Source organism: Pelovirga sp., from assembly GCF_059864205.1.
In genome coordinates, this window is record NZ_JCBCBS010000116.1 from 1 (window position 1) to 21224 (window position 21224).

General features: G+C 54.5%; 19 protein-coding genes and 1 tRNA gene. 9 read left to right on the forward strand and 11 right to left on the reverse strand.

Translation table 11 applies throughout. The features are described from left to right. The 8 genes from AC6F7T_RS07505 to AC6F7T_RS07540 form a co-directional block, all read right to left on the reverse strand. A partial coding sequence (locus AC6F7T_RS07505) for an aminoacetone oxidase family FAD-binding enzyme (RefSeq protein WP_500717491.1) occupies positions 1-990 on the reverse strand: 990 nt, incomplete at its 3' end. A gap of 189 nt (positions 991-1179) precedes the next feature. Continuing rightward, positions 1180-2367, reverse strand: a complete 1188-nt coding sequence (pncB, locus tag AC6F7T_RS07510; RefSeq protein WP_500717492.1) for a nicotinate phosphoribosyltransferase — start codon at positions 2365-2367, stop codon at positions 1180-1182. A 5-nt stretch (positions 2368-2372) separates the two neighbouring features. Continuing rightward, on the reverse strand, positions 2373-3020 hold the full coding sequence (locus AC6F7T_RS07515) for an isochorismatase family protein (RefSeq protein WP_500717494.1): 648 nt from the start codon (positions 3018-3020) through the stop codon (positions 2373-2375). 9 nt (positions 3021-3029) lie between these two features. After that, positions 3030-3800 carry an SIMPL domain-containing protein gene (locus tag AC6F7T_RS07520; protein WP_500717495.1) on the reverse strand — a complete coding sequence of 257 codons (771 nt, stop codon included), beginning with the start codon at positions 3798-3800 and terminating at the stop codon, positions 3030-3032. 18 nt (positions 3801-3818) lie between these two features. Continuing rightward, on the reverse strand, positions 3819-4316 hold the full coding sequence (locus tag AC6F7T_RS07525) for a dihydrofolate reductase (protein ID WP_500717497.1): 498 nt from the start codon (positions 4314-4316) through the stop codon (positions 3819-3821). After that, positions 4313-5314 carry a nucleoside recognition domain-containing protein gene (locus AC6F7T_RS07530; RefSeq protein ID WP_500717499.1) on the reverse strand — a complete coding sequence of 334 codons (1002 nt, stop codon included), beginning with the start codon at positions 5312-5314 and terminating at the stop codon, positions 4313-4315. Before AC6F7T_RS07530 ends, AC6F7T_RS07525 begins: the two co-directional genes overlap by 4 nt. An 8-nt stretch (positions 5315-5322) precedes the next feature. Next, a complete protein-coding gene (locus AC6F7T_RS07535) occupies positions 5323-5781 on the reverse strand; it encodes a pyridoxamine 5'-phosphate oxidase family protein (protein WP_500717501.1) in 459 nt (152 codons plus the stop codon). 9 nt (positions 5782-5790) lie between these two features. Beyond that, complete coding sequence (locus AC6F7T_RS07540) at positions 5791-5991, reverse strand: DUF2905 family protein (protein ID WP_500717502.1); 201 nt, start codon at positions 5989-5991, stop codon at positions 5791-5793. Between the two features lie 318 nt (positions 5992-6309). Here AC6F7T_RS07540 and AC6F7T_RS07545 point away from each other — a divergent pair, with 318 nt between their 5' ends. Then, the gene (locus AC6F7T_RS07545) at positions 6310-9879 is read left to right on the forward strand and encodes a DUF748 domain-containing protein (protein WP_500717504.1); all 3570 of its coding nucleotides are present in this window, start codon (positions 6310-6312) and stop codon (positions 9877-9879) included. A 3-nt stretch (positions 9880-9882) separates the two neighbouring features. Continuing rightward, positions 9883-10692 carry a peptidoglycan DD-metalloendopeptidase family protein gene (locus AC6F7T_RS07550; protein WP_500717506.1) on the forward strand — a complete coding sequence of 270 codons (810 nt, stop codon included), beginning with the start codon at positions 9883-9885 and terminating at the stop codon, positions 10690-10692. A gap of 6 nt (positions 10693-10698) precedes the next feature. Here the strand turns inward: AC6F7T_RS07550 and AC6F7T_RS07555 are convergent, their stop codons facing one another. Beyond that, positions 10699-11562: a YitT family protein gene (locus AC6F7T_RS07555; protein WP_500717508.1), complete on the reverse strand. Its 864-nt coding sequence runs from the start codon at positions 11560-11562 to the stop codon at positions 10699-10701. Between the two features lie 159 nt (positions 11563-11721). On the opposite strand from AC6F7T_RS07555, the gene uvrB reads away from it, so the two are divergent. The 6 genes from uvrB (at position 11722) to AC6F7T_RS07585 (ending at position 17561) form a co-directional block, all read left to right on the forward strand. Beyond that, the gene (gene uvrB, locus AC6F7T_RS07560; protein ID WP_500717510.1) at positions 11722-13716 is read left to right on the forward strand and encodes an excinuclease ABC subunit UvrB; all 1995 of its coding nucleotides are present in this window, start codon (positions 11722-11724) and stop codon (positions 13714-13716) included. Positions 13717-13762: 46 nt separating this feature from the next. Next, the gene (locus tag AC6F7T_RS07565; RefSeq protein ID WP_500717512.1) at positions 13763-14422 is read left to right on the forward strand and encodes a LysE family transporter; all 660 of its coding nucleotides are present in this window, start codon (positions 13763-13765) and stop codon (positions 14420-14422) included. 13 nt (positions 14423-14435) lie between these two features. Continuing rightward, positions 14436-15077 carry a YkgJ family cysteine cluster protein gene (locus tag AC6F7T_RS07570; RefSeq protein WP_500717514.1) on the forward strand — a complete coding sequence of 214 codons (642 nt, stop codon included), beginning with the start codon at positions 14436-14438 and terminating at the stop codon, positions 15075-15077. 33 nt (positions 15078-15110) lie between these two features. Next, positions 15111-16490 carry an MATE family efflux transporter gene (locus tag AC6F7T_RS07575; RefSeq protein WP_500717516.1) on the forward strand — a complete coding sequence of 460 codons (1380 nt, stop codon included), beginning with the start codon at positions 15111-15113 and terminating at the stop codon, positions 16488-16490. Positions 16491-16565: 75 nt separating this feature from the next. Continuing rightward, positions 16566-17375: an ATP-dependent sacrificial sulfur transferase LarE gene (gene larE, locus AC6F7T_RS07580; RefSeq protein ID WP_500717518.1), complete on the forward strand. Its 810-nt coding sequence runs from the start codon at positions 16566-16568 to the stop codon at positions 17373-17375. 90 nt (positions 17376-17465) lie between these two features. Continuing rightward, positions 17466-17561: transfer RNA gene (locus AC6F7T_RS07585), tRNA-Sec, on the forward strand. Between the two features lie 152 nt (positions 17562-17713). Here AC6F7T_RS07585 and AC6F7T_RS07590 read toward each other — a convergent pair. Next, the gene (locus tag AC6F7T_RS07590) at positions 17714-19204 is read right to left on the reverse strand and encodes a glutamine synthetase beta-grasp domain-containing protein (RefSeq protein ID WP_500717520.1); all 1491 of its coding nucleotides are present in this window, start codon (positions 19202-19204) and stop codon (positions 17714-17716) included. Between the two features lie 265 nt (positions 19205-19469). After that, the gene (locus AC6F7T_RS07595; protein ID WP_500717522.1) at positions 19470-20294 is read right to left on the reverse strand and encodes an alpha/beta fold hydrolase; all 825 of its coding nucleotides are present in this window, start codon (positions 20292-20294) and stop codon (positions 19470-19472) included. A 453-nt stretch (positions 20295-20747) separates the two neighbouring features. On the opposite strand from AC6F7T_RS07595, the gene AC6F7T_RS07600 reads away from it, so the two are divergent. Beyond that, complete coding sequence (locus tag AC6F7T_RS07600; protein WP_500717524.1) at positions 20748-21143, forward strand: SDR family oxidoreductase; 396 nt, start codon at positions 20748-20750, stop codon at positions 21141-21143. The last annotated feature ends 81 nt before the right edge of the window (positions 21144-21224 follow it).

A 21224-nucleotide genomic window follows, 5' to 3' on the forward strand; every position in this document is an offset into this window, starting at 1 on the left:
CCGCTCTTGTTTGGTGATGGAATGGCATTTTTTATCCACTGGAATTTCACTTAACAGTACAAATAGTGAAATAAGGAGTTGGGGTAACAGGCTGGACAAGGCGTTACCAAAATTTCTGTTGCTGTGGGCAGCAAGTTCCCGCTGCAGCCGCTGATCAAAAATTTCTGCACTGACTGCCGGTTTCAGATCGAGCTGAAGCTCGACCGGACCATGCTGCAGGGCATTGCGGACTTGCGCGCTCATATCGAGAACAGTCGGGCCGCCGATGCCGTGACGGGTAAAAAAGGCTTCGCCAAAGCGTTCGGCAACCGGTTTGTTATTGTGCCAGGCAGTGATGCCAACATTTTTCAAATTCAGGTTGAGTAGCTCCCCGGTCCAGTCGGCATCAAGCTGTAATGGTACCAGTGCCGGTTGGGGGGGAGTCAGTCGATGGCCGCTGGCTGTTGCCCAGCGATAACCGTCGCCGCTGCAGCCGGTCTGTGGGTAGGATAAACCCCCGGTGGCAACAATAATATTGTCGGCGCGAAGGGTGCCTGAGGGTGTTTCGATTGCCCGAATGCGATCCGCTTCGCACCTCAGCCCCGCCACCGGACAGCTGGTCTTGATCTCCACCCCCGCCTGCCGGGCATAATCGAGCAGCAGTTTGAGAACCTCAGCGGCACCGCCGCGGGTCGGGAAGATCCGTCCCCCCCGTTCACGCTGTAATGGCAAGCCTCGCTGCTCAAAAAAATCGACGGTGGCGGCAACCCCGAAGCTGTAGAGTGCCGTCAGCAGGGTTTTGCCCTGCCGACCGAAATATTCGCAAAAACGCCGCGGATCCTCTTCGTCATGGGTGATGTTGCAACGCCCCTTGCCGGTGATCAGCAGCTTGGCGCCGCAGCGGTGTTTCTTCTCCAGGAGCAACACCCTGGCTCCCTGCTCAGCGGCAACACCGGCGGCAAAAAGCCCGGCCGGCCCACCACCAATGACAATCACATCATACTCAGACACTCATGCTCCCATTTTCCCTTCGCGGAATGAATTATTGCTTCAGTGCTGAGACACAAAAACTTTTAGGCCACCAAGCCACCAAGAACTCCAAGAAAAACAGGGCAAGGCCTTTGTTGTTTTACCTAATTCTGGTTTTTTCTCTCTTGGTGCCCTTGGAGCCTTGGTGGCTGAATGATGTTGACCTGACAATTACAATTCGATGTTATACACCGATGCCAGATAGCGAAGATAATCCTTGTCTTCGCAGATGCTTTTTCCCGGTTCGTCGGAAATCTTGGCGACCGGACGACCGTTGGCCGCCACCATCTTGATGACCATGTCGAGAGCCGGGATTCCCGTATCATTGGTCAGATTGGTACCGATGCCGAAGGCCACCTTTGCCCGTCCTTGAAAATAACGGTAGATCTCGATCATTTTCGGAAAGGTGAGCCCATCGCTGAAAACCAGGGTCTTGGTTACGGGGTCAATCCCCATCTGTCGGTACATGCTGATGGCCTTTTCGCCCCAGTCAAAGGGTGAGCCGCTGTCGTGGCGAAGACCATCATAAAGCTTGCCGAAGTAGGGGTCAGTGAAGTCCCGCATGAACGAATCCATCGAATAGCAATCGGTCAGAGCAATGCCGAGCCTGCCGCGAAATTCTCGCACCCAGCCTTCAAGGGCCGCTTTCTGGGCATCTGCAAGACGGGTGATCGCCTGCCAGGCCTGGAACCATTCATGGGCCATGGTGCCGATAGGGGTTGTTCCCAGACGCCTGGCCAGATCAAGATTGCTGGTACCGATAAAATAGCAGGGGATTTTATCGAGCAGCAGGGACAGTGCTTTCCCCTGCCATTGTTTTGAAGCACGCCGGCGGGTACCGAAATCGGCAAAACCAAAACCCGCCAAGGGCCCCTGCCCCTGCAGATAGGCGATTTTTTCGTTGAGTCTGGCGGTGGCAATCGTCTCATCAACGTCACCACAAACCACTCTGGTATGTATTTCACTGATAATCGCCAGGGCGTAGATTTCAAAAAGAGCAACATGAATCAAGGGTCCGCGAATACGCAGATCAATGTCTTCACCCATAGGTCGAATCGAAACAAACCGCATATCTAGCTGATAAATTCTCAGAAACTCGATAAAGTCAGGGGTGAAAAAGGGGAAGGTGGCGAGATAATCAAGCTCTTCATCAGCGAAACGCAAGCGACAGACCTCTTCGAGTTGCTGCTTGATTTCAGGAATCTGGGCGGCCAGATCAAAGCCGTGGCGATTGCGGCAGTGAAATTTCCACTCAGCTTCAACGGTACGAAACTCAGGCGCGTGATAAAAAGCCTGAAGCATGGTGAGCTTGTAGAGATCCGTATCCATCAAACTGGTGATCAGCGGTGGATGGTCCATCAGCGTCATCCTGCCCTGCTCAGTTCGCGGCTGCTGTCAATCAGCACGGCACCCTGCTGGTGCATGGCCGTTATAGCTTCCCTGGTGGTATCAGGGGCGATACCACGGCAGGCAGCGAGATTAACGATAACCTTGAATCCGGCGCGCAGCAACTGGAGAACCGTGGTTTTGACACAATAGTCAGTGGCCAGACCACCAACGATCAGGGTCGTGATTCCGTGCTCTTGCAACCACTCGATGGCCCCGGTGCTCTCGCTTTCCTGCAGGTCATGATAGCAGGCGCCGTAAGGATGCTTGAGGGGATCGACCCCCTTTTCAATCACCAGGTCGTAGTCCGCTTCAGCGGGCAGCCCCGGCAATAATCGGTTCCCTTCGGTTCCAACCACGCAGTGGGGTGGCCACTTGACATCAAGATCGGGAAAATTTCCGCTGACCGGCTGCAGGGTCTCTTCCGCGGTAGCGGCAATCCAGGGTGCTTGTGGCGGATGGCAGTCCTTGCTGACCAGGCGGAGGTCACCGAAGGTTGCCTGCGCATTCAGCTCGCTAACGATCTGATCCCCTTCGGCAACCGGAAGCTCCTGCGGACACAAGGGGGAAAATCCACGTTGTGGATCGACGTCAAAACAGGCAGTCACTGACGGATCGATGATCATCGCTACACCTCACTGGTTGCGGGCGGGGGAGATTAACTCAAAAACAATGGTGACCGTGGCCTGAATATCGACATTGCCGGGAGTGACAGGCACGGCATCGGTGGCGGTCATCAGCCGTGCCTCGGCCATCAGTGGCGCGCCACCACCGAAACCGCCGGGGGTATCAAGGGTTAAAGAAAGAATGTTACCCAGTTCGGCACCGGCTGCGGTGGCGAGCACCTGCGCTTGTCTCAGCGCTTTTTCGGTCGCCAGGGTCATCGCCTGCTGTTGATAGTTGTCCTGATCAGCGATGGTAAACTGCAGGTTACCAACCTGATTCACGCCCGTCTGGTGAGCTAGTCCAAGGAGTTGGCCGGCCAGATCAATTCTGCTGGTGCGGATCCACAGATCATTGCTGACCCGGTAGCCGATAATTTCCCGCTGCCAGCTAGCCGGGGTCGGCCTGGGCGGTTGGCTCCATTGCGGCTGGATCTGAAACTGCCCGGTGGCCAGATCTTTGCGCTCAAGGCCGAGATCATCCAGCAGCGCCATCACCCTGGTCATGCGCTGGTTGTTTTCGGTCACCGCTTCACCGGCGTCAGCCGCTTCGGTGATAACGCCAAGGCGTAAACGCAGTTGGTCGGGGGTGGCTTCGATCCGACCTTCCGCCTGGACCCGCAATTGTTGTGGCGCCTGGCCGGGGGCAGCGGCAACAAGGCTGCGTTCGGGATGGAATGGGTGCGGCATGCAGGCGGAAAGAATGAAGAGCAACAACAGGCCGGGCACGAATCGATAGCTCATGGTGATATTTCCTTTAATTTAAATGAGAAAAGGTTGTGGTTGCTGTTTGCGCTGAAAAATCGAAAAACTGTAATGAAAAGGTTCAACATGGTGTTCCTGCGAGACGATTTCAAACTCATCGTTAGCGAACTCAGGAAAAAATGTATCACCTGTGACTTCAATATCAAGCTCCGTCAGGTAAAGACGTTCGGCCAGGTCAAGGGTTTGCCGATAAATCTCGCCACCACCACAGATAAACAGCTGTTCAGCGGGTTTGGCCGCGGCAATGGCGGCCGCAATATCGGTTGCCACAATACAGCCGGGAGCCTGATAGTCCGGGCAACGGCTGACGACAATGGTGCGGCGTCCGCGTAACGGCTGATCAATGGCTTCAAAGGTCCGCCGCCCCATGAGCAGACTGTGCCCCATGGTATGACGCTTGAACCATTGCAGATCGGCGGGCAGATGCCAGGGCAGCGTCCCGGCATGGCCGATGATGCGGTTGCGATCCATGGCGGCGATCAGGGAAATGATCATCCAGTTACCCTGTCAGCTGTGTTGGCACCGATGACCGGAACCCGGCGCACCAGATAGCGCTCAAACAGGTGCTCCGGTAGTTTGTTGATCAATCGTACCAGCAAAAAAATTGCCAGCAGGGAAAAAATCAGCCGGCCCCAGAAAATACCGGACAGATGGGCGCCGAGAACCATCATCAACAGGGTATCTTCAAAAATACTGTGGCACAGTCCCATCAGAGTGACCGAGGCAAACAGATCGCGTTTGCTTAAGCGCCCTGATTGTGCTTCCTGGATGATCAGACCACCGCCGTAGCTCAGGCCCAGGGTCATGCCGATAATGGTGACCGGGGCGGCGTCGCGACTCATGCCGAGGAGTTTGAGCAGCGGCTCCAGCAGCCTGGTCATCAGGGTGGTGATGCCGAGTTTTTTCATGATCTGCAGCACCGCCATCAAAGTCAGGATAATCAGGAAAATAATCAGCATGTTGCGCAGTTCTGCCAGCAGCCAGGCACTCCAGGTCGGATCAACCACAGGCGGATTCCACAGGGCCTGATTGGCGTGCTGAAGGGTGCCGCTCAGCTGGTAGGATAGATGCAGCAGCCAGCCCAGAAGCAGGGCGCCGAACACGCGGATCATCACGCTGGCGCGAAAACGGGTGCCGGCTTTCTGGGCGATGCGCAATTCTACCGGCAGGGCGTGAGCTACCAGAATCATGGTGCATAAGACCGTCACCTGGGCAACGGTCAGGTCAAGGCCCGGGGCAACGGTGGCAAAAACCACCATTCCGCCGTAAATGTTGGTGACCATGGCGGTGGCCCACACCAGCCCCATTTGACCCGGCAAGCCGACCAGCTCCATAACCGGTCCAAGCAGTATTCCGAATTGATCAACGACCCCCCATTGCTGGAGCAAGCGAGTGGCGATGCTGATGGGAATAATAATCTTGAACAGCATCAGACTGGTACGTAGCGCGTTGCGAAACAGGTCGTTTATTGCCTGGAAAAAACGTTTCAGCATCTGTTTATTTAACCACGGGACTGTTTACCGCTCATAGATTCAATGGTCAGCTTGAAAACCCGGGTCGCTGCTACTTGGTCCTCCTCAAAACTGAAGGTTTGATCTGAGTATTGTGCCATCAGGACGTGCAGAGCGGCCTGTTTTGCTTGTGGATCCTCGATAAATTCAATCCGTCCGGAGCCTATAACACTGGTGAAACGGGCACCCCAGCTACAGGCACGTTCGGCTTCGATGATGCCGTGATCAATGGTGATACTAAAGCTGGCTCGTTGCTGTTTTTTCAGCAGATCGATTTTGCGTCCATGGGGGGCGGAGTGGAAATACAGGGCACCCTCCTGATAGCCATAATTGAGCGGCACCAGGTAGGGCAGGGGGTCATCCGGGATGGCCAGGTGGCAGACGCGGCCCTGCCACAACACCTGCTCCAGCTCGCCCGTTGCTGCGATTTCTTTTTCATGTCTTCTCATAGCCACCCCTTATTTTCGCAACAGCCACATGACCAGTGATACCAGCCCGCTGACCAGCAGCATACTGGTGAACGGAAAAAACATCTTGAAGCCCGGCTTGTCAATGACGATATCTCCCGGCAAGCGTCCCAGAGGGAGTTTGCCGAGCCAGGGCCAGAGAAGGCCGATCATAAGTATGGCGAGGCCTGCAAGAATCAGGGTTTTCTGCATGTCACCGGGCACCTTTTGGGCATAGCTTTACCATATCCAGTCGTAATTATTCAGCTGCAGTCCTTCGCCCAGGGCCTTTGGATCCTGTGGAAAGGGTTTTTGTCGCCATGGACGGCGACAAAAAGCGGTCATGGAAAACGAAAAGCGTCCCTTGATATAGGATTCCCGACCCGGTGCTGAACAGCTACACTCAGTCTAGCATAAGATGACTGAGGAGTGACCAGAGGAAGAAGGATAGAGCGACAGGAAATTTTTTTGCTGGTCTGCTATTCTTGTGAGTGTCACAGGATTTTTTCACTATCTCCTGAAGAGGATACGATGCCCCACTGGTTAAAAATAACATGGATCACTGTTGCTGTTGTTATCGGTTTACTGCTGCTGTCGATGCTGATTGTCCCCTGGCAGCTGCAAAAACAGTCGCAGCAGTGGATTGCTACCCACACCGAGCGAACCTTAAGTTATGAACGGGTCTATTTCAACCCTTTCACCCTCAAGCTTGAGTTGGGTGGAGTTGTCCTGAACGAACCCGACGGGGACGATCCCTTTGTCTCATTTGAGCGGGTTATGGTTTCGGTCAGTCCTTCTTCCCTCTGGCGACGGGCGCTGATTCTTGGGCGCGTGGAGATCGACAGCCCCTACCTGAATATCGCATTACTGGGCGAACAGCACTATAATTTCTCAGACTTGGTTACCCTGTTTGCGGCGGATGAGGCGGCGCAACAGGAACCGCTGGCGCAGAAACGTCCTTTTCATTTTTCGTTGAACAATATTGTGGTGACCGGGGGTGCCCTCGATTTTGTTGATTTCACCTCCGCGACACGTGCCCATCACCGGATCCGCCAGCTGGAGTTGAGAGTTCCTTTTGTCGGCAATATTCCTTTTCTGCTCGACCAATATGTTCAGCCGAGCTTAAGCCTGCAGCTCAATGATGCGGTCATCTCTGCCCGTGGCCGACTCAAACCCTTCCATGATTCCGTTGAAACCCAGTTGTTTATCAATTTGCGTGATGTCGATCTGCCCTTTTATGCCTACCACTCCCCCGTGCCTCTGCCGGTTGTGGTCGCAAGTGGCGTCCTTGATGTCGATCTGGACCTGTCTTACCGGATTTCCCGCAGCGCAGAGCCGCAGTTGCTGATAGGAGGAATGCTGCTGCTTGATGATCTGCGGGTGCAGGATCGGAACCAGCAGCCGCTATTCGATCTGCCGCTGCTGGCGATCGATCTCGATTGGGCCGATCTGTTGCGTCGGGATGTGAACCTGGCCATGGTGGAACTCCATGATCCGCAGTTGTGGATCAGTCGTAACGCCGCCGGCCACTGGAATTTTGAAGCCCTGATGAGTTCAGCCCCGGCAGCGTCCGATCCGGAAGAAGACCACAATCAGAATGAGGAAGAAACTACAGCCTTGTTGTTCAATGTCGAGCGGATAACGATTTTTGACGGAGCGGTTCATTTTTACGACGCTTTTGTTCAGGGACCGGTTGATGAAAGCTTACAGGCGATCAATCTCGATATTTGGCAGCTGAGCAATCATCCGCAGCAGCGTACCGCTATCGATCTGACCCTGCAGAGTGCCCGCCAGGTCAACCTTGATGTCAGTGGGGAAGTGACGCTCCAGCCGTTGTCTGCCGCCTTTACTGTCGGGGTTGACAGCATTCCCTTGCAACCCTACTACCCCTATCTGGAGTCCTGGTTGACCGAACCAGTGCTGGGGGTTGTCGACCTTGCTGCACAGATCGATTACAGCCCGCAGACCGATGTGCAGCTGTCCCAGGCCAGTGTGCAGCTGCGGGATCTGTTCATTCCTTTCACTGCCGAGGATCATTTCAAGCTGGATGAATTGAATCTGATCGGTGGCGCGGCGGATCTGCGTGAGCAGCGCATTAGTGTTGCCGAAATTCAGTTAAGCGGTGGCGAGGTTGTTCTCACCCGCCTCGCTGATGGGCGTTTTTCACCGCAATTGCTGCTGCGTGAACAGCAACTGGTCGATGAGGTGGAAGAGGTTGCTGAAGAGATTGTCGAAACGGTAGCTAAGCAACAGTGGGCACTGAGGCTGGGACGTTTTGCCATTGATAACACCCAGGTCAGCTTTACTGATGCAACGATGGCGGCAAAGCCGCGCGTTGAACTGAAAAATATCAATCTGGAGTTGCAGGAGCTGCATTATCCTGTCGCGCAAACCAGTCCCTATCGCTTTGCCGCCCAGATCGGCGAGCAGGGGCGGATCCAAGCCGCGGGGCAACTGGTCTATGCCCCCTTCGAAGTGGCGGCGCAGGTCAATGTCGGTGCTTTCCCCCTGGCCGATTTCAACGATTTTCTTCCGCCGGAGTACAATCTTGCACTTAATGACGGCTATCTGCACACGGATATCAAGATAGCCGTCAAACAGCATGGCGAGGGCGTCAGTGGCAGTTTTGCCGGCGATCTTGACCTCACCCACTTTGCCTTGCGTGATCCTGTCGGCAGCGGCAATATGATCGCCTGGGAAGGCTTTGCCATCACAGGAATAGACGGGGATATCGAGCCGTTGCGCCTGCATATCCGTGAGCTGGTACTGAATAATTATCTGGCCGCTATTCAGATCACTGCGGATGGACAGATGAATCTCACCGGTTTCGGCCCGCCGGCAGCCGATGAAGCGTCAATGGTTACCGTCGCACCCCTGGAGGTCGAAACCGCTTCCGCCAGCGCCCCGGCGGATATCCGCATCGATACGGTGACCCTGCAAGGGGGGACGGTTTCCTTTGTCGACCGTCACCTGCCGGGGGTGTTTTCCACCACCATGTATGACCTGGGTGGACGTATCAGCGGTATGCGCTCAAGCGCCGATATGCTCGCCGATGTCGATCTGCGCGGTCGTTTGGAAAATCATTCCCCCTTGACCATCAGCGGCAAAATCAACCCCTTGAGTGAGGATTTGTATCTTGACCTGACCATGAGTTTCAAGGATATCGACCTGACCCCCATGACTCCCTATTCGGGAACCTACCTGGGGTATACGATCGATCGTGGCAAGCTCAATCTTGACCTGAATTATCACATAGAGCACCAGCAAATCCGCGCCGCTAACCGGGTGATGTTCGATCAGTTTAATCTCGGGGAAACGGTACAGAGTGACAAGGCGGTCAACCTGCCGATCCGGCTGGCCATCGCCCTGTTGAAAGACCGTAACGAAGAGATTCATCTCAATATTCCGGTTTCCGGCGACCTGAACGACCCGAACTTCAGCCTGGCCGGCACCATTTTTACTGTATTGCGAAATTTGCTGGTGCGCGCGGCAACGGCGCCTTTTTCGTTGCTGACCGCCATGCTCGGCAGCGACAAAGACTACAGTGGCATCGAATTTGCCCATGGTATTGCCCGTCTGGATGAAGTGCAACAGCAGAAGCTGACGGAGCTGGCCGGCGTACTCCAGTCGCGACCGGCATTTAATATAGAAATCAGCGGTTTTGCCGATCGCGACAATGACCCGGAAGCCTATCGTCAGGATCGCCTCGAACAGATGCTCAAAGAAGCACTGCTGCGTAAGCTGCAACGTCAGGGCCAATCGCTTGTGGCGGGAGAACAACCGATTATTAATGACGAAAATTATTCTGAACTGCTGCTGCAGGTATATGAGGAGTCGACCTTCCCGCGCCCGCGTAATCTGATCGGTATGCTTACCAAACTGCCTGATGAGGAGATGGAGAAGCTGCTGCTGGCTCATATTGTTGTTGAGCAAGAGCAATTGGCGGATCTGGCGCGCGATCGCGCGTTGGCAGTGCGCAATGCCCTCGAAGTGATTAATGACGAACTGGGGCCGCGGCTCTTCCTCAAAAAAACGGACATCTTTGCTGCCCCCAAAGAGGGCCCGGTGAGTCGGGTTGAACTGGGGATTGTCCCGAGGTAGATAGTGAAAAGATGGTTATTGTTGTTACTGCTGCTGGTTGCCGTGCCGGTGGGCGCGGTTGAGCTTGACCTGCGTGGCTATTTTACCCCGGGCGGGCTGGTCTATGGTCGCACTTGTGCAGATTGTCTGGTGGTATTTCAGGAGCGCCGGGTGGCGGTGACGGCTGAGGGCGACTTCATTATCGGTTTCGGCCGTGATGCTGCCCTCGCAAAGGAGTTGCTGGTGCAATCTGCGGATGGTCAAGTGCATCACCAGCAGATTCAACTTGAACCGCGGGACTATCGGATCCAGCGGATTGACGGCATCAGTCAGCGGCTCATGGAACCGTCGCAGGAAGATCTTGAGCGGATTCGCCGTGAGGCCGAGGAGATTGCTGCTGTCCGTCAACAGTTCAACGTAAACCGCAATTTCCTGGAGTCGTTCATCTGGCCACTGACCGGTCGCATCACCGGAGTCTATGGCAGTCAGCGGATTTTCAACGGCGAGCCCCGGCAACCTCATTTCGGCATCGATATCGCCGCATCAACGGGGACCCCGGTCAAGGCGCCGGCCGGTGGAGTCGTGACCTATCTCCATGCGGGGATGTTTTTTGCCGGCACCACCCTGGTGGTTGATCACGGCCATGGCCTCGCCTCAACCTTTCTGCACCTGCATGAGGTTCTGGTCGAGGTCGGTCAAGAGGTGACACAGGGGCAGATCATTGCTACCGCCGGCGCTACCGGTCGGGTGACCGGCCCCCATCTCGATTGGCGTCTTAACTGGTTCGATGTGCGCCTTGACCCGGCGCTGGTGGCTGGTGAGATGCCAAACTGAGCTGTCCTAGTAAATCTTCCTTTTTGAAAAGGTCGAACCCAATACACTGAAGGTGTTTTCGACAATAAACAGGGCGTGCTCATCGGCGGTAAAAACAATCTCTTCGAGGCGCTTCAGCTGGATATTGTTGATCACCACCATCATCACCGTGCGGCTCTCCTTGCGGTAGGCCCCCATTGCCGGCAGCAGGGTGGTGCCGATTTTCAGTGTCGTCATGACCCGGTCGGCAATCGCCTCCGACTTTTCTGAAATAATAAAAGCCAGTTTGCGCTGGTTGAACAGAGCGAGGGTATAGTCAAGGGTCTGAGAGGTTACAAAGACCGCAATTATCGAGGCAATGACCAGATCATTGTCGAGGCCGGCGAAACTCAGACTGAATAAAAGCAAATTAAAACCGAAGTAAGTTTTGCCGATGCCGATATTGAATTTCTGGTAAAGGATAATGGCGATCACATCAAGGCCGCCGTTGGAACCCAGAGAGCGCAACACCATGCCGGCGCCAAAGCCGAGCATGACCCCGAGGGTCAAGGCAGCGTAAAGTTGACTGTCAATGTTTATCTCAAAGGAGATTAGCTGATAAAACAGGGTAATCAGTCCCATGGCCAGCGCGCTGTACCAAAGGAAGCGCCGGGAGATAAAAATATAACCGAGAATGAACAGGGGAATGTTGAACAGCAGATACAACAACCCCGGATTGAGAAAATCGGTTATATAGTAAAATAGTGAGCTGACGCCGAAGATTCCTCCCGGCACAAACTGGTGGGGTGTTGCGATGCTTTTTAGAGCAATCGCCTGAATCAGGGAGCCGACGGTAATCAGAGCGCAGTTCCAGAATACCGAGTAGACGAATTTGCTTTTTTGCGGGCTCATCTCTTATCCTCCAATCCTGTGACCGGTCTGTAAGCCGACTTGGATTGCAACAAAAAAACCGACACAATACTACGCAAAAATTTAAAAACAATCTTTTTCGACCAACCTGTTCGCGCTGTCGTTGTCGACGACGCTTCAGCTATTTAGAAATGATCTTACATGGCGCAATTTGAACTGATATCCCCCTTCTCCCCCTGTGGTGACCAGCCCCAGGCCATCGAGGAACTGGTGGCCGGTATTGAACGTGGCGACCGCCATCAGGTGCTGCTTGGCGTTACCGGTTCAGGTAAAACCTTCACTATGGCCAATGTTGTGGCACGTCTCCAACGACCGACCCTGGTGCTGGCCCACAATAAAACCCTGGCGGCACAGCTTTACGGTGAGTTCAAGGAACTGTTCCCTCATAACGCGATAGAGTATTTCGTCAGTTATTACGATTACTACCAGCCGGAAGCCTATGTCCCCTCGACCGATACCTTCATCGAAAAAGACAGTTCCATTAATGAAGAGATCGATAAGTTGCGCCACAGTGCTACGCGCTCCCTGCTCTCACGCCGCGATGTGCTGATCGTCGCTTCAGTCAGCTGTATCTATGGTCTTGGTTCACCGGAGGCCTATTACGGGATGCTGGTTGACTTGCGTACCGGGATGGAATTGAAGCGCAATGACTTTCTCCATCGACTGGTGGAGATCCAGTATGAACGCAACGATATCGATTTTCACCGTGGCACCTTCCGGGTGCGCGGTGACAGTGTTGAGGTGTTTCCCGCCTACGAGGAAAAACGCGCCCTGCGTATTGAGTTTTTCGGGGACGAAATCGATGCCATCAGCGAGATCGATCCCTTGCGCGGTCAGGTGATTGATCGCCTTGAGCGCACCGCGATTTTCCCCGCCAGCCACTATGTCGCCACCAAGCCGACCCTTAAACGTGCCATCGGTGAAATCCAGGATGAATTGCAGCGCCGGATTCAGCATTTTCGTGAGCAGAATATGCTGCTCGAAGCGCAGCGGATTGAACAGCGCACCCTCTTTGATATCGAACTGATTGAAGAGATGGGATACTGCCAGGGGATCGAGAACTATTCGCGCTTTCTCGATGGTCGTCATCCCGGCGAGCCGCCGGCTACGCTGTTATCCTACCTGCCCGATGATGCCTTGATGTTCATTGATGAGAGCCATGTCAGTGTCAGCCAGGTCGGGGCCATGTATCGTGGTGATCGCTCACGCAAGGAAACCCTGGTCAACTACGGTTTTCGCTTGCCGTCGGCGCTGGATAACCGGCCGCTGATGTTCGAGGAATTTCAGCAGTGCCAGCCGCAGACGGTGTACGTGTCAGCAACCCCAGCCGATTACGAGCTGGCACAAGCTGAAGGGGTCTTTGTCGAACAGGTCATCCGTCCGACCGGTCTGGTTGATCCTCCCATCGAAGTGCGCCCGGCCCTCAGCCAGGTCGATGATTTGATCGAGGAAATCAGGGTTACGGTGGAAAAGGGTGCTCGGGTGCTGGTCACCACCCTGACCAAACGCATGGCCGAGGATCTTACCGGGTATCTCAAAGAAGCGGGGATCAGGGTGAACTACCTGCATTCCGATATTGACACGGTCGAGCGGGTGCAGATTATCCGCGCTTTACGAGAGGGAGAGTTTGATGTGCTGGTCGGCATCAACCTGCTGCGCGAAGGGCTCGATATCCCTGAAGTCGCCCTGGTCACAATCCTTGATGCCGACAAGGAAGGCTTCCTGCGCAGCGAACGTTCCCTGATCCAGACCTGCGGCCGTGCCGCCCGACATCTCGACGGCCGGGTGATTATGTACGCAGATCGCGTGACCCGCTCGATGCAGTCCTGTATCGACGAAACCGAGCGGCGGCGGGTCAAGCAGTTGGCTTATAACCAGGAGCACGGCATCACTCCGACCTCGGTGAAGAAATCCCTGTTCTCGATAGTCGAAAACTTCATTGGCAGAAAAGAGAAAGATCAGCTTCCTCTGTGTGCTGAAGAAGAAGCTCTCTATGCCAACCCCCAGGCGCTGAAAGTGAAAATGACCGAAATGAAAGCGCGGATGCTCGAAGCCGCCGCCGGATTGGAATTTGAAAAGGCGGCTGAATTGCGCGATCAGTTGCTGGCGCTGGAAAAACGCGCCCTGCTGCTATAAGCAGGAGGTAAGAGGATGTTGCCAGATCATTCTAACGGCGGGCACAATGAATTGTGCCCCTACAATTATCGGTCAACCCATGATTCCTGCTGAAACCATCATCACGTTTTTCTCGGCCGCAGTTCTTTTGGGCCTGGCACCGGGGCCGGATAATATCTTTGTCCTGACCCAGTCCGCCTTGCGTGGCCGTGGGCCGGGGCTTGTCATAACGCTCGGTTTATGTAGCGGTTTGCTGGTGCATACGGCGGCGGTTGCCTTTGGCGTCGCCATCATTTTCCAGACCTCCGTTGTTGCTTTCACGGTGCTGAAAGTGATTGGTGCCGGTTATCTGGTTTATCTCGCCTGGCAGGCTTTTCGTGCGGCGCCGGAGACTATCCGGGGTGAAACTAACGGGGCCGGCAGCTATTGGAGTGATTATCGCCGCGGCGTTATCATGAATATCACCAACCCCAAGGTGTCGATTTTCTTTCTCGCCTTTCTGCCCCAGTTTGCCGATCCGGGTCGGGGTGCGGTGGTCTATCAGTTACTACTGCTGGGCGGTCTGTTTATTGTCGCGACCATTCTGGTGTTCGGCAGCATTGCCCTGCTCGCCGGTACCCTCGGGCAATGGTTGAACCGCTCGCAACGAGTACAGTTGATGCTGAACCGCCTGGCGGGTACAGTGTTCGTTATGCTGGCGATCAAGCTGGCGACTTCCCAGCGCTGAGGGGAAAAGGACGTTGATACAGGACATTCTTGCTGAATATCGCCAGTTGTTGGGTGGTATTGACCGCTGGTTCGCCGCTTGTATTGAACAGTCAGCTGACCAGATTGCCTGCCGTCCAGGATGCTCTGCCTGCTGTCGTGGCCTGTTTGAGATCAGTCTGCTCGATGCGGCTCTGTTGCAGTCGGATTTTTCTGAGCTGGCCGAACCGGTCAAAAAACAGGTGCTGGTCAAAGCCCGCTTGCGGGTGAGCGCCTTGCAGCAGCGCTGGCCGGAATTTCAACCCCCTTACATCCTCAATCGCCTGCCCGATGATGAGTGGCAACAGATGCCTGAGGAGGATCTGACTCCCTGTCCATTGCTTGGTGCGGATGGCAACTGTCTGGTTTATCAGGCGCGCCCCTTGACCTGCCGGTTGCACGGGTTGCCGAATATCGATTGCTCCGGGGAGTCTTTTTCCGATGACTGCTGTACCTTGAATTTTGTCGACAGCAATCCGCTGCACCGGACTGAATTGCGCTATCCGTTCCGCGATGCTTTTGCCCGTGAGTTCGATCTGCTCGGGTTGTTCGCCCGGCAGCTGACCGGGCAGCATCAGTTGGAGCTGGACACCTTTATCCCGAGTGGGTTATTGATCGACTTTTCCGCCGATTTCTGACCCTCTAGGTCCGGCCCGACAGTGAGAATCCGCGTGAGCATAACAACCACAGCAGAACTCAACCCCCCCGGTGGTTTCCGCGAAATGCTCGCTATTTCCGCGCCGATGGTGGTGTCCCACGCCTGTGAAACCCTGCTGATCTTTATTGATCGGCTGTTTCTCTCGCGCATCGGCCCGGAACCGATGAATGCCGCTATGGCCGGTGGTCTTTCGAGCTTCATGCTGATGACCTTTTTTGTCGGTCTGATCGGCTACACCACCGCCCTGGTTGCCCAGTATCTGGGTGCCGGGCATAAATCTCAATGTGGCGTGGTAGTTACCCAGGCGATGTTGCTGGTGATCCCCGCCACCCTGCTGGTTTTTGCTTGTCGGCCGCTGGTTCATCTGCTGTTCGGTCTGATGGATATTCCAGCGGCACAGCGCGAACAACAGCAGCTCTACTTCAATATTCTCCTCTATGGAACACCGCTGGTGCTGCTGCGCACCAGTTTATCCGGATTTTTTTCCGGTGTTGGCCGTACTCGTATCGTTATGATTTCCGCCATGGTTGCCCTGATTGTCAATGCCGGTGCCAATTACGTGCTGATCTTCGGTCACCTTGGTTTTCCCGCCCTGGGTCTGCGGGGCGCCGCTTACGGTACGTTGTTCAGCAGTTTCTGCGCCCTGCTGGTGCTGCTGGCGGCTTATTTGCGGTGCACGAATCGAGATGAGTTTTTCATCGGTGCCGGCTGGTCATTTCACCGAACGATTATGGCCAAACTGTTGCGCTATGGTTCGCCGGCCGGAGTGGAGATGTTTTTGAATCTGCTGGCCTTTACCCTGATTGTGCTGATTTTTCACAGTCACGGTGGGGTAACGGCGACGGCGGTGACCATTGTCTTTAACTGGGATCTGGTGTCCTTTGTGCCGCTGCTCGGCCTGCAGATCGGGGTTGTCAGTCTGGTCGGGCGCTACATGGGCGCGGGAAGTCCGGAGGTCGCTGAGCGCGCAGCTTTTTCCGGTTTGAAGATGGGATGGATCTACTCGTCACTGATACTGCTGCTGTTTGTGACCTTTCCAGCGCAACTGGTGGCACTTTTTGCCCCCCGTGAGCACAACGAACTTTTTATCTCGGCAGCTCCTCTTGCTGTCGACATGTTGCGTCTGGCCGCTCTTTATGTGCTCGCTGATGCGACCATCGTTGTCTTCAGCGGAACCTTGCGCGGCGCCGGTGATACACTGTGGGCCATGGGGCTATCGGTCGCCATGCACTGGTTGATGGTGCCGATTGTTTTTGTCTTTCTCAAGGTGTTGAATTTCGGTCCGATCACCGTCTGGCTGGCATTTATTGCTTTTTTCCTGATCAGTAGCGGCTTGTTTTACCTGCGCTTTCGTCACGGCCACTGGAAAACCCTGGCGCTGGTCAATGATTGACGGGATGCCGTACTATGTTGATAGGGTTGCCACTTGTTGATTAATGCTGAACCTTTTAACGGGAAGGAAGGAAGAATGACCACCGAGCAAAAATATGAGCAGTTAAAAGCGGATATTGCGGCAATGGAATCGGTGCTGGTGGCCTTTTCCGGTGGAGTGGACTCCACCTTTTTGTTGCGCGTTGCCGTCGATGTGCTGGGCACCGACCGGGTCCTGGCCCTGACCGCAACGTCGCCGACCTATCCGAACTATGAATTTGAAGAGAGCTGCAAACTGGCGGCGACCATGGGAGTGCGCCAACTGGTTGTAGAAAGCCATGAACTGAAGGTGCCTGATTTTACCCGCAATGACCGGCGCCGCTGTTACCATTGCAAAAGTATTCTTTTCAACCTGTGTCGCGCCAAGGCAGCGGAACTCGGCTTCAGCCGGGTCCTCGACGGTTCGAACCTGGATGACCTCGATGATTTTCGCCCCGGCAGCGATGCGGTAAAAGAGCAACAGATCCGTTCACCCTTGCAGCAGGCCGGTCTGACCAAAGAGGACATCAGAACCTTGAGCCGCCGGCTCGGGTTGCCGACGGCCGACAAGCAGGCCTTTGCCTGTCTCTCGTCCCGGTTTCCCTATGGCACCGAGCTGACACCGGAACGGCTGCTGCAGGTCGAACGCTGTGAGGCTTTTTTACGCGAGCAGGGTTTTGTTAATTACCGGGTCAGATACCATCACGAGGTCGCCAGGATAGAGGTATCTCCCAGCGAGGTGCCACGCCTGCTTGATCCAAACCTGCGTGATGCGGTGGTTGCCGCCTGCAAAGAGGCCGGCTTTTCCTATGTCGCCCTCGATCTGCAGGGATACCGCACTGGCAGCATGAACGAGGTGCCGGCCTGAGGTTGCACCTCTTCTGCTCTGACCTTCACGTTGATTGCCCTTGAATAAGGTCTGAAATCAACGTAGAATCGGGGCTCATGAACGACTTGCGGAGGCAGTCAGTAGCCTGGTGGCGCTCACGGTCTTCAAAACCGCTGGGGGGCGTATCCCGTCCCTGGTGAGTTCGATTCTCATCTGCCTCCGCCAATCAATAAAAATAAGGGGTTATGGATTTTTCCATAGCCCCTTGTTTTTTGTGGTCTTGTCAATAAGCCAATTTTGGGACATCCATACCGATAATCGGTTTATGTCCCCCCTGTTTTTGCTGCCACCGGTTTTGTTGGCCTGAAGGTGCTTGTTCAGCCGATGTGGAGATATTCCTTGACCAGAATTTTGATCTGATCATTTTTGCCATAAAGCCGCTCACTTAACCCATTGTCCTTAAACTTTTTGAGCTTTTGAATGCGGTTGTCGATCAGTCCTGACGGGAAAATACCATGGGCTTCAAAAATGGCGCGTTTTTCCTGCAGGGCATCGGCAGACTCATCACACGAGGCGGGCAGTTGCTTGAGGCCGGCCAATTTTTCCTGATATTCCGGCTTGAAGATGTTGACATCGACATAGAGCTGCCGTGCCTTTTCCAGGGCGTCCAGCATATTGAGTCCATGCAGTGCCGCCGTTACCAGCCCCGCCAGGGTAAGATAGATATCAGCGGAGCCATCCGGAACCCGAAATTCAAAGGTCTGCTTGCTGTCACCACCGGACTCGAGGGGTGGGCACAGGGGGTTGGCATCGTTGATCATGTTGTCGGCACCCTGCCAACCGAGGGGGACGCGGACGACGACAGAACGGTTGCGATCTCCCCAGCAGATGTTGGTCGGGGCCTCCTGGTGGGGAACCAGCCTCAGGTATGACGTTGGGATGGTATTGCCGAAGGCAGTCAGGGCATCGGCGGCTTCAAGGATGCCGGCGATCATTTTTCTGCTCATGTCGCTGAGCTTGCCGTTTTCAACGGTAATATTTTTACCTTCTTGTTCTACCAGCATATGAAAGTGCATGCCGCTTCCCGCTCTGCCGGCAGTGATCTTGGGGGCGAAGCTGACGCCGACACCGCGCTGATTACACAGCATTCGGACAAACCATTTTGCCAGAATCATTTGCTCGGCAGCCTCTTCCAGAGAGGTAGGCAAAAACTCAATTTCATGCTGCTCATAATAGTTATCGCCATCGGAAAAGCTGCCGACTTCGGAATGCCCGTATTTGATTTTTGCTCCTGTTTTCGCGAGCAGGCGCAGGGCCTCTGTCCGAATGTCCTCAAATTTCGCGAAGGGTTCGCTGGCATGGTAGCCTTTCTGGTCGACGCTTGGAAACAGACCATCTTTATCTCCGACAATATAATATTCAAGTTCACCCAGGGCCTTGAAGGTACCTCCGGTTTGGCGGGTAAACTCGTCACTGGCCCGGCGCAGAATATAGCCCGGATCACTGTCGAGGGGCGTTCCCATATTGTCGTAGATAGAGCAGAGAATATCGACAGTGGGTACGTCGGTGAATGGATTTAAAAAAGCGGTGCGGTAGCGGGGAACGATGTAAAGGTCGCTGCTGCCCGCTTCAATGAAAGAAAATACGTTGCTGCCATCGACTCTTTCACCATAGGACAGGATGGTATAGAGGTGTTCACGGGAAGAGATAACAAAATTCAGGGTTCGAAGTCGTCCGTCCTCGGCAACATAACGAAGATTGACCATTTCAATGTCGCGTTCTTGGCAGAAGCGCATGATGTCGTCTTGGGTGAATTCGGCGGCGGGTTTTCTTAAGTGCTGGACCAGTTCATTCGGGCTCATTCTCATCGTTGAGATCCTTCCCATAGGCTAAAGTTGATAACAACACCCTGCCACCGCGCTACGCCATTGAAGCACGGGGTCTGAATGTAGGCAGGGATCAGTTGAAAAGTGAGATTTTTAGGGTATTTTTAGCGCGTACGATAGCCCAATGTGGTTTTGATGTTCAAGGAGTTTTCCAAGAACAGCAAGCTGTCTTGTTGCTAACCTGGTGCCCACGCGGAAATTGCGGATGGACACCAGGAGGTTTCGGGATAAGAACTAATCTGTGGGGTTAGCAACCGGCGAGGGCAAGGTCTTCCGGTTTTTCTGCTTGAGTATCGTTGCGGCGCGGGGCGATGCGGCGGAAAAAACCGACCAGCTTGCGACTGAGTTCCTGTGGCAGTTCCAGTGACAGCAGGTGGCCGCCGTCCAGTTTGTCCGAGCCGAGGCAGCATGGCAATTTGCCGGCCATAATCGCAACGTGATGGGGATGACAGATGTTATCATGTTCACCGCCGACCACCATGGTTGGCAGTTGCAGGGTGGCGAGCAGTTGGGTGTAGTCGCGGCGATTAATCATCGCTTTAAGGCCATTAATCAGGGCATCGCGATCGTAGTTGTCAACCATCCGCCGTACCGAGGTTAGCAGGTGTGCGGGAAGCTGCTGCTCGCGCCCGGCAAACAACATATTAATTAATTGATTGCGCGCGTCCCAGTCGCCGTTTTGCGTCAGATCATTGATCAGTTCGGCGCGGCGGGCGTGTTCCTGCACATCGTCTTGTACCGGACGGGTGGAGATGAAGCAGGCACCGGCAATGCGCTCAGGGTAGCGTTCGAGCAGATCGAAGAGGATCGCTCCGCCCATTCCCATGCCGCAGGCGGCAAAGCGGCGCAGACCGAGACGGTTGAGTAAGCGCACAATGCTGAGGCTGTAGTCGCTGATGGTATTGTGCTCGCGGCATTGTGAAAAATCGGGCAGAATGACCCGAAAACCGGCGTTTTGTAAGGGGTCGATCTGTTCATTCCAGATCTCGGCGGTTAAGGGCAGATCATGGATAAGAACAACGGCCGGCCCCTGACCAAAATCCTTAAATGGGAGGGTGGGTTCCTTGTGCATCGGTTTTCTCCTTTGGGTAATGAATGATGAAATTGGTCGATTCTTTGCTGTATGTTGAGGCTGTAGGCGGTGGCCCCATTGCTGAGCGCTTGTTGATGTCTTAGCTGTGATAAAGGAAAAGCAATTTATATACCGATGTTTTACATTGATAAAACTCTATAAAACATAGAAAAAACAAAATGATAGGATTTTCTGGTATTATTTCAAATATATGTAAATTTGCAAATATGCAAACGTTATTATAGTCCGGCGGGGACGCGCTGGGCTGGGTTGTTAGCGCAACACACTGAAAATTAAGAATAAATTGAGTTGTTTGCAGTATTGCGAAATGGCCTCGGTACTGTTTGGCATTTCAGCGATATGGGAAGGGCCTGTGTTGTCACTTTAAAAGGGGGCTGCTGATGGATGATCTGCAAAAACCGGTAGTTCTGGTCACCGGTGGGGCGCAGGGGATTGGCAAGGGGGGCAATCGTCAATCTGGCCTCAACGCGGGCTTTTCAGTCTGAAGCCGACACCGAGGCTTATTCTGCCGGCAAGGGGGGAGTCGTGGCTTTAACTCACGCCATGGCCATGAGCCTCGGCCCGCAGATTCGCGTCAACAGTATCAGCCCCGGCTGGATTCATGTCACCGCCGCGCCCTTACGCCCGCAGGATCATCGCCAGTATCCAGTGGGGCGGGTTGGCACCCCGGAGGATATTGCCGGTCTTGTAGCGTATCTGCTCTCCAGCCCGCTGGTGATCTCTACAATGCGGATCCGCTCGGTAGCGGTGGTGATAACCTGTGCCGCTGCGCTGCAGGGTAAAATGGCGAGGAATAATAAAATAAGAGTAAGGTGCAGGGCGCGGTAGCTGAATGTCTCGCTGTTAAACATGATAAGCCTCCCTGTCATCTTCCTTTTTCGGAAATCGGGTGAGGGTCTCCATTATCGC

Coding starts and splice junctions, on each gene's coding strand:
- AC6F7T_RS07525 (WP_500717497.1), bottom strand. CDS start 4,316: ATGATCATTTCCCTGATCGCCGCCATGGATCGCAACCGCATCATCGGC.
- AC6F7T_RS07515 (WP_500717494.1), bottom strand. CDS start 3,020: ATGATCATCGATCCGTCAGTGACTGCCTGTTTTGACGTCGATCCACAA.
- larE (WP_500717518.1), top strand. CDS start 16,566: ATGACCACCGAGCAAAAATATGAGCAGTTAAAAGCGGATATTGCGGCA.
- AC6F7T_RS07595 (WP_500717522.1), bottom strand. CDS start 20,294: ATGCACAAGGAACCCACCCTCCCATTTAAGGATTTTGGTCAGGGGCCG.
- AC6F7T_RS07590 (WP_500717520.1), bottom strand. CDS start 19,204: ATGAGAATGAGCCCGAATGAACTGGTCCAGCACTTAAGAAAACCCGCC.
- pncB (WP_500717492.1), bottom strand. CDS start 2,367: ATGGACCATCCACCGCTGATCACCAGTTTGATGGATACGGATCTCTAC.
- uvrB (WP_500717510.1), top strand. CDS start 11,722: ATGGCGCAATTTGAACTGATATCCCCCTTCTCCCCCTGTGGTGACCAG.
- AC6F7T_RS07520 (WP_500717495.1), bottom strand. CDS start 3,800: ATGAGCTATCGATTCGTGCCCGGCCTGTTGTTGCTCTTCATTCTTTCC.
- AC6F7T_RS07535 (WP_500717501.1), bottom strand. CDS start 5,781: ATGAGAAGACATGAAAAAGAAATCGCAGCAACGGGCGAGCTGGAGCAG.
- AC6F7T_RS07555 (WP_500717508.1), bottom strand. CDS start 11,562: ATGAGCCCGCAAAAAAGCAAATTCGTCTACTCGGTATTCTGGAACTGC.
- AC6F7T_RS07530 (WP_500717499.1), bottom strand. CDS start 5,314: ATGCTGAAACGTTTTTTCCAGGCAATAAACGACCTGTTTCGCAACGCG.
- AC6F7T_RS07540 (WP_500717502.1), bottom strand. CDS start 5,991: ATGCAGAAAACCCTGATTCTTGCAGGCCTCGCCATACTTATGATCGGC.
- AC6F7T_RS07565 (WP_500717512.1), top strand. CDS start 13,763: ATGAATTGTGCCCCTACAATTATCGGTCAACCCATGATTCCTGCTGAA.
- AC6F7T_RS07545 (WP_500717504.1), top strand. CDS start 6,310: ATGCCCCACTGGTTAAAAATAACATGGATCACTGTTGCTGTTGTTATC.